At 42.0% G+C, this 13,930-nt stretch carries 13 protein-coding genes and 1 pseudogene; 10 read left to right on the top strand and 4 right to left on the bottom strand.

Annotated elements, in window-relative coordinates; translation table 11 throughout:
- Positions 1–52 precede the first annotated feature (52 nt).
- The gene (locus ACPF64_RS10295; protein WP_426453071.1) at positions 53–2,524 is read right to left on the bottom strand and encodes a heavy metal translocating P-type ATPase; all 2,472 of its coding nucleotides are present in this window, start codon (positions 2,522–2,524) and stop codon (positions 53–55) included.
- A gap of 165 nt (positions 2,525–2,689) precedes the next feature.
- Between ACPF64_RS10295 and ACPF64_RS10290 the strand changes: the two genes are divergently transcribed.
- Entirely contained in the window at positions 2,690–2,890 is a 201-nt protein-coding gene (locus ACPF64_RS10290; RefSeq protein ID WP_080592898.1) for a heavy-metal-associated domain-containing protein, read from the top strand.
- A gap of 57 nt (positions 2,891–2,947) precedes the next feature.
- Here the strand turns inward: ACPF64_RS10290 and mobR are convergent, their stop codons facing one another.
- Positions 2,948–4,618, bottom strand: coding sequence for a phenol degradation transcriptional regulator MobR (gene mobR / locus ACPF64_RS10285; protein ID WP_426453068.1), 1,671 nt, complete (start codon positions 4,616–4,618; stop codon positions 2,948–2,950).
- A 368-nt stretch (positions 4,619–4,986) separates the two neighbouring features.
- Here mobR and ACPF64_RS10280 point away from each other — a divergent pair, with 368 nt between their 5' ends.
- From ACPF64_RS10280 to ACPF64_RS10250, 7 genes are all read left to right on the top strand, one after another.
- Positions 4,987–5,274, top strand: a complete 288-nt coding sequence (locus ACPF64_RS10280) for a phenol hydroxylase subunit (RefSeq protein ID WP_199942425.1) — start codon at positions 4,987–4,989, stop codon at positions 5,272–5,274.
- A gap of 20 nt (positions 5,275–5,294) precedes the next feature.
- On the top strand, positions 5,295–6,296 hold the full coding sequence (locus ACPF64_RS10275; RefSeq protein WP_426453066.1) for an aromatic/alkene monooxygenase hydroxylase subunit beta: 1,002 nt from the start codon (positions 5,295–5,297) through the stop codon (positions 6,294–6,296).
- 11 nt (positions 6,297–6,307) lie between these two features.
- A complete protein-coding gene (locus ACPF64_RS10270) occupies positions 6,308–6,574 on the top strand; it encodes an MmoB/DmpM family protein (RefSeq protein ID WP_000049450.1) in 267 nt (88 codons plus the stop codon).
- Positions 6,575–6,619: 45 nt separating this feature from the next.
- On the top strand, positions 6,620–8,146 hold the full coding sequence (locus ACPF64_RS10265) for an aromatic/alkene/methane monooxygenase hydroxylase/oxygenase subunit alpha (RefSeq protein ID WP_045435983.1): 1,527 nt from the start codon (positions 6,620–6,622) through the stop codon (positions 8,144–8,146).
- A gap of 59 nt (positions 8,147–8,205) precedes the next feature.
- On the top strand, positions 8,206–8,568 hold the full coding sequence (locus ACPF64_RS10260; RefSeq protein WP_426453063.1) for a phenol hydroxylase subunit P4: 363 nt from the start codon (positions 8,206–8,208) through the stop codon (positions 8,566–8,568).
- Between the two features lie 14 nt (positions 8,569–8,582).
- The gene (locus ACPF64_RS10255; protein ID WP_426453061.1) at positions 8,583–9,644 is read left to right on the top strand and encodes an NADH:ubiquinone reductase (Na(+)-transporting) subunit F; all 1,062 of its coding nucleotides are present in this window, start codon (positions 8,583–8,585) and stop codon (positions 9,642–9,644) included.
- 185 nt (positions 9,645–9,829) lie between these two features.
- Complete coding sequence (locus ACPF64_RS10250; RefSeq protein ID WP_426453059.1) at positions 9,830–10,711, top strand: SphA family protein; 882 nt, start codon at positions 9,830–9,832, stop codon at positions 10,709–10,711.
- Positions 10,712–10,759: 48 nt separating this feature from the next.
- Here ACPF64_RS10250 and ACPF64_RS10245 read toward each other — a convergent pair whose 3' ends face one another.
- Together ACPF64_RS10245 and ACPF64_RS10240 are read right to left on the bottom strand one after the other, a co-directional pair.
- Entirely contained in the window at positions 10,760–11,719 is a 960-nt protein-coding gene (locus ACPF64_RS10245; protein WP_003652630.1) for a LysR family transcriptional regulator, read from the bottom strand.
- A gap of 44 nt (positions 11,720–11,763) precedes the next feature.
- A complete protein-coding gene (locus ACPF64_RS10240) occupies positions 11,764–11,892 on the bottom strand; it encodes a hypothetical protein (RefSeq protein ID WP_426453056.1) in 129 nt (42 codons plus the stop codon).
- A 106-nt stretch (positions 11,893–11,998) separates the two neighbouring features.
- Here ACPF64_RS10240 and benA point away from each other — a divergent pair, with 106 nt between their 5' ends.
- Both benA and benB read left to right on the top strand, forming a co-directional pair.
- Positions 11,999–13,381, top strand: a complete 1,383-nt coding sequence (gene benA, locus ACPF64_RS10235) for a benzoate 1,2-dioxygenase large subunit (protein WP_281831630.1) — start codon at positions 11,999–12,001, stop codon at positions 13,379–13,381.
- Positions 13,378–13,897 (top strand): annotated as a pseudogene (gene benB, locus ACPF64_RS10230) (benzoate 1,2-dioxygenase small subunit). Before benA ends, benB begins: the two are co-directional and overlap by 4 nt.
- Positions 13,898–13,930 lie beyond the last annotated feature (33 nt).

Raw genomic sequence — 13,930 nt, 5'->3', positions numbered from 1 at the left:
GGTTTAAGACCTGCTGTCATGATCTTAAACCAAAAGTTGATTTTCAGCACCCTTACTGTACTTGCGCATGAAAACGTTTTAAGCGTAATGCATTGCCTAAAACAAAGACCGAAGAAAGTGCCATCGCTCCTGCTGCAAACATAGGTGAAAGTAGCACGCCAAATGCTGGATATAATGCGCCTGCCGCAATTGGAATAAGTGCAACGTTATATACAAATGCCCAGAACAAGTTTTGGCGAATGTTGCGCATAGTTGCTTTACTTAACGCAATTGCGTTCGGTACGCCTTTTAAACTACCTGACATCAACACAACATCGGCAGCTTCAATAGCGACATCTGTTCCGGTACCAATGGCTAAACCTACATCTGCTTGTGCCAAGGCTGGTGCATCATTAATACCATCCCCTACAAAGGCTAAGCGACCATATTGTTTTTGCAATTGGCGAACTGTGTCCACTTTGCCTTCGGGTAAAACCTCTGCCACAACTTCATCAATGTTCAGTTTTTTAGCAATCGCTTGCGCCGTATGACGGTTGTCTCCTGTAATCATGGCAACTTTTAGACCTAATTGATGTAAGGCCTCAATCGCAGCATAGGTTGTTTCTTTAATTGGGTCTGCCACGGCAATAATTGCAGCTAGTTGCTTGTCAATGGCGACATAAAGTGGCGTTTTTCCCTCTTCACCCAACTGTGCAGCAATCGCTTGGAATGCACCAGTGTCTAAACCAAGTTGGTGCATATAACGGTCTGCGCCAATTTGTACTTTTTGACCTGACACTTCAGCTTCAATACCTGAACCTGTAATCGAGTTAAATGCTGTTACGGGTAATAAGTTTAGGCCTTCGCTTTCTGCTGCTTGAACAATCGCGAGGGCAATTGGGTGTTCAGACTTGGCTTCGACCGAAGCAACTAAGGTCAGCACTTGCTCACGCTCAAAACCTGATTGCACATTAAAGTCTGTCAGTGTCGGTTTACCCTCGGTGAGCGTGCCCGTTTTATCAACTGCCACCACTTGTGCTTCTTGTAAAAGCTGCAAAGCTTCACCTTTACGGAACAAGACACCTAACTCAGCACCACGTCCAGTACCGACCATAATAGAAGTTGGCGTTGCAAGTCCCATCGCACAAGGGCAAGCAATAATTAGTACTGCAACGGCGTTGACCAAACCAAAAGTGAGCGCAGGCTCTGGCCCAAAAATAAACCAGACCATGAAAGTAATTGCAGCAATGAGCATTACCGCTGGCACAAACCACATGGTGACTTTATCGACTAAACCCTGAATCGGAAGTTTAGAACCTTGGGCTTGTTCAACCATGCGAATAATTTGTGAAAGTACAGACGAAGCTCCCACTGCGGTTGCTCGAATGTTTAGGGTACCATTCTGATTGACCGTACCACCAACCACTTGCTGCCCTACGATTTTTTCAACAGGAACGGGTTCACCCGTAATCATAGATTCATCAATGTAGCTGTGCCCTTCAACTACTTCACCATCGACTGGCACACGCTCACCCGGACGAATTTCTACAATAGTTCCACTAACCACTTCGGCAACTGTAACTTCAACCACTTGACCATCACGCTGAATGCGAGCAGTTTTTGGCTGCATTCCAACTAAATGTTGAATCGCTTGTGAAGTACGCCCTTTAGCTTTGGCTTCAAAATATCGCCCAAGTAAAATTAAACTAACAATTACAGCCGCTGCTTCAAAGTAAACATTGACCGTACCTTGTGGTAACACATGCGGCATAAAGGTTGCTACGACTGAGAAACTGTAGGCTGCCAAAGTTCCAACAGCCACTAGCGAGTTCATATCTGGTGCTAAACGCCATAGGGCTGGAATTCCTTTTTGGTAAAAACGGCGGCCAGGGAAAATGAGTACTAATGTCGTCAAAACAAATTGTAAAAGCCAGCTATTGTATTGACCAATCGTGTGCATGACCCACATGTGAAAAGCTGGAATGAGATGTGAACCCATTTCCAAAATAAACACAGGTAAAGCCAACACAATCGAAATGATTAAATCTTTTTTAAGCTGATCTAACTCTGACGCTTTTTTGTCGAGTTGCTCATTTTGATTTTTTTCAGATGCTTTCGCGTCATAACCTGCTTTTTTAACAGCGCGAATTAAGTCTTCAACATTGACTGATGCATCTGCCTGCACCCAAGCCTGCTCTGTTGCTAAGTTGACTGTGGCTTCTTGAACGCCGTCTACTTTTTTAAGGGCTTTTTCAACTCGTGCCACACAAGATGCACAGGTCATGCCCTCAATAGACAACTCTACTGGTGCGGCTTTTGGAACATCATAACCTGCTCGTTCAACTGCTTTAACCAGTGCTTCGCGCTGAATCGGTTGATTTGAATAAACAATAGCTTTTTCTGTTGCCAAATTAACGTTGGCAATCTCTACATTTTCAACTTTCTTAAGTGCTTTTTCGACACGACCTACACACGAGGCACAGGTCATACCTTCGATTGGAAGTGTTTCACTATATGCTGGCAATTTTGTGTTTTTTGAGTCCATCAAACACCTCTGCAAATCTGCAAAATTTAATATTCTGTATTGAGCATACAGATTCCCATCATGGGAAGGTCAAGCATATTTTTTAAAAAATTGGTCTTGACCTTACAATCATGACAAGGTTTAGACTCAGTGTTATCCAAACAAACATCTCATTCTTGATGGAGTATGAACATGAAACTACTTATTGAAAATATGACTTGCGGTGGCTGCGCTCGTGGCGTGACAGCAACGATTCAAGATGTCGACCCAAATGCAAAAGTAGATGTAGACCTAGCGACCAAAATAGTGACTGTCGAAACCAGTGAAAGTGTCGAAAAAATTACCGAAGCGCTGGATGAAGATGGTTTTCCAGCTCAAGTACAATAATGAATAAGGCCTAACATTTAAAGTTAGGCCTTTATTTTTGATCTTGTTGATATTTGCTCAAAGCTGAAATTTTTTAATTCGATAATCCAGTGCTGCCCGAGTTATTCCCAATAAACGTGCCGCTTCAGACACATTATGATTTGCCTTTTTTAGAGCCATTAAAATTAACTGTTTCTCGTGTTCTTCTAAATTAAAATCTGCCTTTAATAATTGCTCAAAGTCAGTTTCAATAGCTACAGCCTGCTCTGGGTCATGCTTGATCTGTGGGAAAATGGCATTTAACTTAATCAGCTGCTGATCATCCGTTAATAAAACGGCCCTTTCTAATAAGTTTTCCAACTCGCGAATATTGCCCGGCCATTCATATTGCTGCATAAAAACTTTGGTCTTTTCACTTACACCCTGAATAGTTTTACCGTACATTTTTTCAAAACGATGAAGAAAGTGTTCAACCAATAAAGGAATATCTTCACGGCGCTCCCGCAAAGGCGGAATCTGCACTGGGAAAATATTTAACCGATAATACAAATCTGCCCGAAATCGTCCTGTTTTCACAGCTTGCTCAAGATCTTCATTGGTTGCTGTAATTACACGGACATCTAAAATACGAGTTTGTGAATCTCCGACTCGCTCAAATTCACCTTCTTGCAAAATGCGTAATAGTGCTGCTTGTGCACGAGGTGAAAGCTCAATCACTTCATCTAAAAAAATAGTTCCGCCATTGGCTCGTTCAAACTTACCCAAGCGGGATTGATGCGCTCCTGTATAGGCACCTTTTTCTACGCCGAATAATTCAGACTCAATTAACTCTGGTGGAATCGCTGCACAGTTTACCGCAATAAAAGGTTGGTCTTTTCTTTGGCTATTTTCATGAACTCCTCGTGCAAAAGCTTCTTTACCAACCCCTGTTTCGCCTTGTAGTAAAATGGAAACTTTCGAACCCGCAGCTTTTGTTAGTAATGCACAGACCTGTTTATAAGATGCTGACTTACCCACTGAACTAAATAATTGGTAATCGGCTTCGCTGTCGCTATAAATTGATTTTTTTAATTCAAACAGTTCAGCCTGCAACGCAATGAGTTCTTTTTCCATGGGTTCGGGTGACATGAACTGAATCAGCTCATCAGCATTTTCCCACTCTTCTAAAGGCTTACCGATAATACGGCAATGCTCATCGCCACAGGCCTTACACTCTATTTCTTGATAAATAATGGTCATGCCCGTCGCAAAACTGCTGTATCCGCAAGCATAACCAAGAAGCATCCAGCACGCAGGTTCGGCACTTGGGCCAAAATGCTCTAAATGTACATCGGCTTCAAAAGAATTAAGCCAATTTAAATCGGCATAAAACTGTTTTTTATCGTGGCTTAAATTGAGCTGGTTGGCCTGTACTTGAACCATTCCACGAATCGCATGCATTTGTGGACCCGCCATAAAAGCATCGTGTTCATTTAAATCGGGGCGCATTTTTGTTGTAACTTCTGCATCCTTTAACCCAGCTTGATACCCTAAACGAATAAAGAAACGCTTAGTCCGCTCAAGCCCAATCATGTTCGCTAAATCTTTACGCAAATATCCCATAATGCTGGTGTGTAAAAGCAGCATCCGATATTCATCAAACCAGATTTGGCCGTGGGCAGTATCAAAGTGCAGTTTAGACAGCAAATCGTGAATTTCTTGCGGATGATCTGCGTATCGTCCCGTTGTATCGTATTTTACTCGAGCCATGAGTGATCTGTTTTAATCCATTAAACACATTTGGGTGTTATCTCATCTTATAGAAGAACAAGATAAATGTCCTAGTACCTTAAAGACATAACTTCATACTAAAAAAGTATTTCTAAATTTCTCCTTTTAAAGCCTCAAACATTCTAAAAATAAATTTTTACAACCCTCTTCATCAAATCATGAATATCTCTATTTCATCATTCAAAAATATTCATGAAATAGTGAATTTTTAAAACGCCTCACTTTTCATAAAAATCTTAATTAATTGTTTTTAATAAAAAAATAAAGTTGGCATAGCTTTTGTAAAGCTAATAGTGAGAGCAAGGAGCATTCATCAATTTCAAGACTATGTCTTGATGGAGTACAGCATGACGCAACCTCAAGTCGAAGCATTAACCAAATATATTCGGGTCACTGGCGACTTAAACGCAGAGTTTATCGAATTCGATTTTGCCATTCACGACCCAAGTCTATTTGTGGAACTGGTTTTGCCTAAACATGCATTTAATGATTTTTGTAAAACCAATCAAGTGGTTGAAATGACCCAAGAGCAGCAAGCTTTTAACGATGCTCAGGAAGAAAAATGGCGCTATGGCAATGAAGCAACCCTAGTCGGCACGCAACGTAATAGCAAAGATCACGATGATCAAATGTAAAAATATAAGGAGATAAAACTATGACTTTAGAAATCAAAACTTCAAATGTCGAACCCATCCGCCAGAACTACGCCTATATCGAAAGACGATTTGGCAGTAAGCCAGCAACTCGATATCAAGAAGTCAGTTTTGATGTACAGGCAGAGACTAACTTTCACTATCGTCCGTTGTGGAAGCCTGAAAAGACCTTAAATGACAAAACCCATACTGCCCTGCAAATGCAAGATTGGTATGTATTTAAAGATCCACGTCAATTCTATTATGGAACTTATGTTCAGCACCGTGCACGTTTGCAGGACACAGCCGAAAGTAATTTTGCTTTTTTTGAAAAACGTCAGCTTGCAGAACATTTGTCTGATGAAGTCAAAGCCAAGGTCATTGAATGCCTATTACCATTTCGCCACGTTGAACAAACTGCAAACTTACACATGATGTCTGGCAGTGCCTATGGTTATGGCACTGTGCTTACCCAAGCCTGTATTTATGCTGCGATGGATCATTTAGGGATAGCGCAATACATCTCACGGATTGGCTTAGCTTTAGATGGTAATAGTGGCGATTCATTACAACAGGCAAAACAGGCTTGGATGCAACATCCTGCATGGCAAGGCTTACGCCGTCTGTGTGAAGAAAGCCTCACCGAGCAAGACTACTTCAAACTCTTCTTATTACAAAATCTTGTGATTGACGGCTTTGTGACAGAGCTTGTCTATCAACAGTTCGATCAGTGGTTAGTGAATCAAAATGCTCGAGACTTAGCCATGTTGACTGAGTTTATGAAAGACACTTTAGGTGATTTACGTAAGTGGTCAGACAGTGTCATTAAAACTGCCGCAGCAGAGTCAGATCACAACAAACAGCTATTAAACAAATGGTTCACTCAGTCTTTGGCTCAAGTAAAAGCAGCTTTTACACCGTGGGCAATAGCCGCCTTAACCACAGATTCGGTCGATCAAGCAGAACAAGTTGTGATTGAACGTGCAAAAAAACTCGGCCTACAACCAGAACTTGCAAATGCTTAAGGAGAAGCAACATGTCTAAAGTCTATCTCGCGTTACAAGACAACGATACTTCACGCTACATCCTCGAAGCGATTGAAGAAGATAACCCTGAAGCTTCAATTCAGTATTTGCCCGCCATGATCCGAATTGAAAGTGAAACCGACTTAGTGATTAAAGCCGAAACCGTTTCTGAAAAACTAGGCCAAGATTGGGACATCCAGTCGTTACAACTCAACATGATTACGCTGGGCGGCAACGTCGAAGAAGATGACGATACTTTCCGTCTTCATTGGAATTAATCACAACATAGATGTTGTTTAACAAAGATTTAAGGATGATCAATCATGACAACTCAAACTAAAGAAACCAGCAAAAAATTAAATGCTAAAGATCGTTACCGTACATTAACTCGTGATCTGGACTGGGACTTTTCCTATGCTGACCGTAAAGAAGCCTTCCCTTATGAAGAGTTTGAAGGCATCAAAATTACTGACTGGTCTAAATGGGAAGATCCGTTCCGTTTGACCATGGATTCATACTGGAAATATCAGGCAGAAAAAGAGAAAAAACTTTATGCCATTTTTGATGCCTTTGCTCAAAACAATGGTCAGATGAATGTCAGCAATGAACGCTACCTCAATGCCATCAAACTCTTTTTAACGGCAGTTACCCCACTTGAATATCAGGCTTATCAAGGCTATGCCCATGTAGGTCGCCAGTTTAGTGGTATTGGAGCACGTATTGCTTCTCAGATGCAGTCGATTGATGAGCTGCGTCATGTACAGACCCAAATTCATGCCATGAGCCATTACAACAAGTTCTTTGATGGTTTTCAGGACTGGGCGCATATGCATGACCGCGTTTGGTATTTATCTGTGCCTAAATCATTTTTTGAAGATGCCCGTTCTGCTGGCCCTTTCGAATTTTTATTAGCGATTAGTTTTGCTTTTGAATATGTACTTACCAATTTGCTATTTGTTCCGTTTATGTCGGGTGCAGCTTATAACGGCGATATGGCAACCGTAACCTTTGGTTTTAGTGCGCAGTCAGATGAAGCGCGCCACATGACGCTCGGTCTTGAAATCGTGAAATTCTTGCTCGAACAACATGAAGACAACGTGCCGATTGTTCAGGAATGGATTGATAAATGGTTCTGGCGTGGGACTCGTTTGCTTTCAATTGTGGGCATGATGATGGATTACATGCTGCCAAATAAAGTGATGTCTTGGAAAGAAGCTTGGGAAGTTTACTTTGAACAGGCAGGCGGCGCGCTATTTAAAGATTTAAGCCGTTATGGCATTCGTATGCCGAAATATAGCGATGTGATTGTGAAAGAAAAAGAGCATGTCTCACATCAGGCATGGTGGATTTTCTATAACTTCGGTCATGCTGCTGGTTTCCATACATGGATTCCAACCGACGAAGAAATGGATTGGTTATCGGCTAAATATCCAGACACTTTCGATAAATACTACCGTCCAAAATGGGAACTGGCTCGCAAAATGGAAGCCGAAGGTAAACGCTTCTATAGCGCGGGCTTACCACAGCTTTGTCAGGTTTGTCAGATTCCAATGACCTTTACCGAAATGGGCGATGACCCAACTCAGTTTAGTTATCGCCATAGCATCTACCAAGGCGAACGCTACCACACCTGTTCAGATGGCTGTCATGACATTTTCGAGCGCGAGCCTGAGAAATATATACAAGCATGGCTACCTGTAAATCAAATTTTGCAAGGCAACTGTGGTGGCGGTGACCTCGAAACCATGCTCCGCGATTATTACCGCATGAATGTCGGTGCTGACAATCTGGATATTGAAGGTTCACCAGACCAACAGCGCTGGAAAAAATGGAAAGGCAACGCAGCTTAAGCACAAGGAATTGTTCAGGCAGTCATCAAACTGGCTGATAGGAAATAAGGAGATTGAACATGACTGTTCACGCGATACACAACAACTATCAATTTGAACCACTTGATCTGCAAAAAAACTATGGCGATCTATTCTTACTTTACGTGGGTTGGGATCATCACACACTTTTTTGCTCGGCACATGCCATGCTTGCCTCGCCTCAACAAACTTTTGGACAGTTGATTGAGCAACAAATTGCAGGTGGTTTTGCCCAACATCCAGATTTTGCCAAAATTGATTGGTCAAAAGTGCAATATACCTTAGATGGTCAAACAATAAATCCAGAGGGTACACAAAGCTTGGCAGAGCTTGGTTTTGGTCATAAGTCATTACTTCGTTTCGTTACGCCAGAATTAAATGGCTATAACGACAGCTATGTTTAATTCGGAGGTGTGTCATGAGTTATCAAGTCACCATTGAACCGATCGGAACAACGATTGAAGTAGAAGAAGACCAAACCATCTTAGATGCCGCTTTACGTCAAGGCGTTTGGTTGCCCTTTGCCTGTGGTCATGGCACTTGCGGGACATGTAAGGTTCAAGTCACCGATGGTTTTTATGATGTCGGTGAAGCCTCGCCATTTGCGCTCATGGATATTGAACGTGATGAAAATAAGGTGCTTGCCTGCTGCTGCAAACCACAATCCGACATGGTTATTGAAGCCGATGTCGATGAAGATCCAGATTTCTTAGGCCATTTGGTTCAAGACTATCAAGCGACCGTAATTGACATAAAAGACCTGTCGCCAACCATTAAAGGAATCCGACTACAACTAGATCGCTCAATCGAGTTCCAAGCGGGCCAATATATCAATGTCCAATTTCCAAACATTGAAGGAACTCGTGCATTTTCAATTGCCAACTCACCAAGTGAAGTCGGCATTGTTGAGCTGCATATTCGTAAAGTTGAAGGCGGTGCAGCGACGACTTATGTACATGAACAACTTGCCACGGGCGATCAGCTCGATATTTCAGGCCCTTATGGTCAATTTTTCGTACGCAAGTCAGATGATCAAAATGCCATTTTCATTGCAGGTGGTTCAGGTCTTTCAAGTCCACAATCAATGATTTTAGATTTACTTGAGTCTGGAGATAGTCGCACGATTTATCTCTTCCAAGGAGCACGAGACTTGGCAGAGCTATACAACCGAGAATTGTTTGAACAACTCGTGAAAGACTATCCGAACTTCCGTTATATCCCTGCCCTCAATGCACCAAAAGCAGAAGACCAATGGACGGGATTTACTGGATTCGTGCATGAAGCTGTTGCCGATTACTTTGAAAATCGATGTGGTGGACACAAAGCGTATTTGTGCGGCCCACCAATCATGATCGACTCGGCAATTTCAACACTCATGCAAAGTCGCTTATTCGAAAGGGACATTCACACTGAACGTTTCTTAAGTGCAGCCGATGGTGCTGCTGGACAGTCACGTTCGGCTTTATTCAAACATATTTAAAGATAAATCATTCAACAATCCACTTTTTCAAATGAGCTTTGTATTTGTAATTTAGAAAGAAAATACAAAGCTCACAGGAGTTCTGCATCCCAAATTTACAGGTTAAACAGACTTAAGTTTTTAAAGACCGTTAAGGAATAACGTTTTTTTAGTGACAAGCGAAACAACACAGAATAGGACATTCTATGAATAACAAAATTGCTGCAATCATATGTGGTGTAATCAGCGCCCTTTACCTTCCTTCTGCATTTGCAACAGAAAATGGCTCAGACTCTTTTGCATTAGGAGCCGAAGGTATGATGGCAGGTGCCCTACCACCTGCTGGTGTCTATTTACTCAGTTATTATCAAAATTATCATGCATCAGAGTTTCAAAATGGTCCCGACCAGTTCCATGTTGATGTCAACGCTGTGGTTCCTCGTTTGGTCTGGATGACTGATCAGAAAATTATGGATGGACAACTCGGGTTTTATGCAGCCCAGCCATTGGTTGATCTACGGCTTAAAGTAAATGGAATGGCTGACTCAAACCAAGGGCTTGGAGACTTGATTTTGGGTGGTATGCTCGGCTGGCATCAAGGAAATCATCACTGGATTGCAGCCCTAGAAACTGTGCTGGGAACAGGTGAATATGACACTCCAAGTACGACACATCCAGTTGAAGCCAATCTCGGGAAAAACTATCACACCATTCGACCTATTCTTGCCTATAGTTATGCCAACGCGGCAGGTTTAGATCTTTCAACTAAACTGTCTTATAGCTGGAATACGCGTAACGATGCAACCGACTACAAGTCTGGACAATACATTGCGAGTGACTATAGCTTAGGTTACCGCATTAAACCCAAACTCAAAGTTGCAGTTGAAGGCTATGCTTTTAAACAAACTACAGATGACAAAGTAAACGGAAGTGACATTGGGTTTAAAGGACAGGCTTTTGCAATTGGGCCAGGTATTCAATATGCCGATAAAAACTGGTCTATTGAAGCCAAATTTTTAAAAGAAACCGAAGTCGAATATCGTCCCGAAGGCCATACCAGCTGGCTAAAACTGATTTGGGCTTTCTAAAACACATCAACGCATAGCTTCAGCTTTTGAGGCTATGCCCTGCTTTATTTAAAAATCTATGCCGTTTGAATCATCTATCGGGTTCTGATCGAGTGTAAAAACAGTCCGTTGATAAGGTATCCCTTCTAAATCGTAGACCTGATAAATACAATCAAATAAGAGTTGTAAGTCCTCACTTCTGTCCATTGCGCGTGCAGTAATAAAAATCGGACTGACCGCACCGTTATCTAAAATTGGAATGTAATTTAAATGAGGAAAGCGAATGGTATCGGCACTGGCAGGAATAATACATAAACCTTCACCCGCTGCGACCAAACCTAAAGCCAACTGAATTTCGCGTATTTCATGCATATTTTTCGGAACCAAACTATGTTCGGCAAAAATATTCAAAAGCTGGGTCGAAAAATTGGGTTTCGGCGAAGTGGGATACATAAACATCTTTTCATCAATCAGATCAGCCAGATATACCCCTTCTGTACGCTGTGCAATCGGATGACTCGTATGTGCAGCAACCACCAAGCGTTCTTTACGTAGCAGAATACGTCTCACCGCAGGGTCACTAATTCTTAAACGTCCAAATCCGACATCAATACGGCCTTCTTTTAATGCCTGTAGTTGCTCAGTCGTACTTAACTCCATCAGTTGAATATTCAAATGAGGTTGTTGTTGCCGAAATAAATAAATGATTCGCGGCAGTAAACCATAGAGTAAAGACCCAACAAAACCAATGGTCACGCTTCTTTCAATCAGACCAATCCGCTTGGTCATACTTTTTATTTCTTCAGCATTCGACAAAAGTTTAAGAGCATGTTGATAAAAGAAATGTCCGGCTGGCGTTGTTTGTAAAGGACGGCTTCCACGCTCAAACAGTTGAATTCCAAGCTCACTTTCCAAATTTTGGATCTGTCGACTCAAAGGTGGTTGAGCAATAAATAGTTTTTCGGCTGCCTTTGTGAAGCTCTGCTCTTCAACAACAGCCACAAAATACCGTAAATGTCTTAGTTCCATAAGGCTTCCATACCTTTAAGATATAAAAAAATGCAAATTCAGTCTTAGACACAGTTTAACCATTCTTTTAAGGTATATACAAGCAACAAACCGATGGAGTGATGAATTGCTTTGTGAAAAGCCTTCTTGCCAATATTTAAGTGATTCATCTTCATCAATTCACGGTTAAACACCCAGCGCGCTCATGCGCTTCATTGACAATATTAGGATATCAAGACCTTGTAGATCGTAACTAAGGCCTTGGTGACTTCCACACTTTTGGAAAGTCGGAGAACGGACATGCCACGTATTCCTGTAATCAATACTAGCCATCTTGACCGTATTGATGAATTACTTGTCGATAACATCGATACAGGTGAATTTAAACTTCATCGCTCAGTGTTTACTGACGAAGCCCTATTTGACCTTGAAATGAAATACATCTTCGAAGGTAATTGGGTTTACTTAGCACACGAAAGCCAAATTCCAAATAATAATGACTACTACACCACTCACATTGGTCGTCAGCCCGTCATCATTGCCCGCAACCGTAACGGCGAATTGAATGCCATGATCAATGCGTGTTCACACCGCGGAGCACAACTTTGCCGTCACAAGCGTGGTAACAAAGCAACATATACCTGCCCTTTCCATGGCTGGACTTTTAACAACTCAGGCAAACTTCTAAAAGTTAAAGATCCAAGCGAAGCTGGTTACTCTGACTGTTTTAATCAAGACGGCTCACACGACCTTAAAAAAGTAGCTCGCTTTGAGAACTACAAAGGCTTCTTGTTTGGTAGCTTAAATCCAGATGTTCCTTCACTTGAAGAGTTCTTGGGTGAAACCACCAAAATCATCGACATGATTGTTGATCAATCTGAACATGGTCTGGAAGTTTTACGTGGTTCATCTACTTATACCTATGAAGGCAACTGGAAACTCACTGCTGAAAATGGTGCGGATGGTTACCACGTTTCTGCTGTTCACTGGAACTATGCAGCAACGACTCAACACCGTAAAGAAACTCAAGCTGCTGATAACATTCGCGCGATGAGCGCTGGTTCTTGGGGTAAACAAGGTGGTGGCTCGTATGGTTTTGAAAATGGCCATATGTTGCTTTGGACACAATGGGCAAACCCAGAAGACCGTCCAAACTTCCCGAACGCAGACGAATACACCGAAAAATACGGTGAAGCAATGTCGAAATGGATGATTGAGCGCTCACGTAACCTGTGCCTCTATCCAAACGTTTATTTGATGGATCAGTTCGGTTCGCAAATTCGTGTACTTCGCCCACTTTCTGTCAATAGAACCGAAGTCACCATTTACTGTATCGCACCTAAAGGCGAAGCACCTGAAGCTCGCGCGCGTCGTATCCGTCAATATGAAGATTTCTTTAATGCCTCAGGCATGGCAACACCAGACGATTTAGAAGAATTCCGTGCTTGTCAGGCAGGCTACGCAGGTATTGCACTTGAATGGAATGACATGTGCCGTGGTTCAAAACATTGGATTTATGGGCCAGACGATGCAGCAAACGAAATTGGTTTAAAACCAATGTTAAGTGGTATCAAAACTGAAGATGAAGGTCTTTATCTTGCCCAACATCAATATTGGTTACACACCATGAAACATGCGATTGCATCAGAGAAAGAAATTGCTGATCAGGGAGAAACAGCATGAGCACTCAAGACAAAGCAACTTTAGAAAATATTGCTCAGTTTCTCTATCGCGAAGCTCGCTTTTTAGATGATGAACAATGGGATGACTGGCTTGCATGCTACGCACCGGAAGCTTCTTTCTGGATGCCAGCTTGGGACGACGACGATAGATTAACTGAAGACCCTCAATCGGAAATTTCACTCATTTATTACCCAGACCGTCAAGGTTTAGAAGATCGTGTATTCCGTATTAAAACTGAGCGTTCATCTGCAACCATGCCGGACACACGCACAAGCCACAATATTGCCAACGTTGAAGTCGTAGAACGCGATGGAGATAAAGTTACTGTTCGCTTTAACTGGAATACCTTGAGTTTCCGTTACAAGACAAATTACAGCTATTTCGGTATGTCACGTTATGTGATCGATTTTTCAGGTGATCAACCAAAAATCTTGAGCAAGTATGTCGTTTTGAAAAATGACTACATCAATCAAGTGATTGATATCTACCACCTTTAAGACATACCCCCTCAGTTAAACGGACTGTTGGCTGAGGGTAAAAGTTTCAAAT

The organism is Acinetobacter sp. KB005 (assembly GCF_049949095.1).
In the GTDB taxonomy this organism is placed as follows: Bacteria; Pseudomonadota; Gammaproteobacteria; order Pseudomonadales; family Moraxellaceae; genus Acinetobacter; species Acinetobacter calcoaceticus.
This window is presented reverse-complemented; position numbering and strand designations above follow the sequence as displayed.

What these genes read in the sequence shown, in the direction of transcription:
- benA (WP_281831630.1), top strand. Translation starts at nt 11,999, where the DNA reads ATGCCACGTATTCCTGTAATCAATACTAGCCATCTTGACCGTATTGAT.
- ACPF64_RS10245 (WP_003652630.1), bottom strand. Translation starts at nt 11,719, where the DNA reads ATGGAACTAAGACATTTACGGTATTTTGTGGCTGTTGTTGAAGAGCAG.
- ACPF64_RS10290 (WP_080592898.1), top strand. Translation starts at nt 2,690, where the DNA reads ATGAACATGAAACTACTTATTGAAAATATGACTTGCGGTGGCTGCGCT.
- ACPF64_RS10255 (WP_426453061.1), top strand. Translation starts at nt 8,583, where the DNA reads ATGAGTTATCAAGTCACCATTGAACCGATCGGAACAACGATTGAAGTA.
- ACPF64_RS10250 (WP_426453059.1), top strand. Translation starts at nt 9,830, where the DNA reads ATGAATAACAAAATTGCTGCAATCATATGTGGTGTAATCAGCGCCCTT.
- ACPF64_RS10280 (WP_199942425.1), top strand. Translation starts at nt 4,987, where the DNA reads ATGACGCAACCTCAAGTCGAAGCATTAACCAAATATATTCGGGTCACT.
- ACPF64_RS10265 (WP_045435983.1), top strand. Translation starts at nt 6,620, where the DNA reads ATGACAACTCAAACTAAAGAAACCAGCAAAAAATTAAATGCTAAAGAT.
- ACPF64_RS10295 (WP_426453071.1), bottom strand. Translation starts at nt 2,524, where the DNA reads ATGGACTCAAAAAACACAAAATTGCCAGCATATAGTGAAACACTTCCA.
- ACPF64_RS10275 (WP_426453066.1), top strand. Translation starts at nt 5,295, where the DNA reads ATGACTTTAGAAATCAAAACTTCAAATGTCGAACCCATCCGCCAGAAC.
- ACPF64_RS10270 (WP_000049450.1), top strand. Translation starts at nt 6,308, where the DNA reads ATGTCTAAAGTCTATCTCGCGTTACAAGACAACGATACTTCACGCTAC.
- ACPF64_RS10260 (WP_426453063.1), top strand. Translation starts at nt 8,206, where the DNA reads ATGACTGTTCACGCGATACACAACAACTATCAATTTGAACCACTTGAT.
- mobR (WP_426453068.1), bottom strand. Translation starts at nt 4,618, where the DNA reads ATGGCTCGAGTAAAATACGATACAACGGGACGATACGCAGATCATCCG.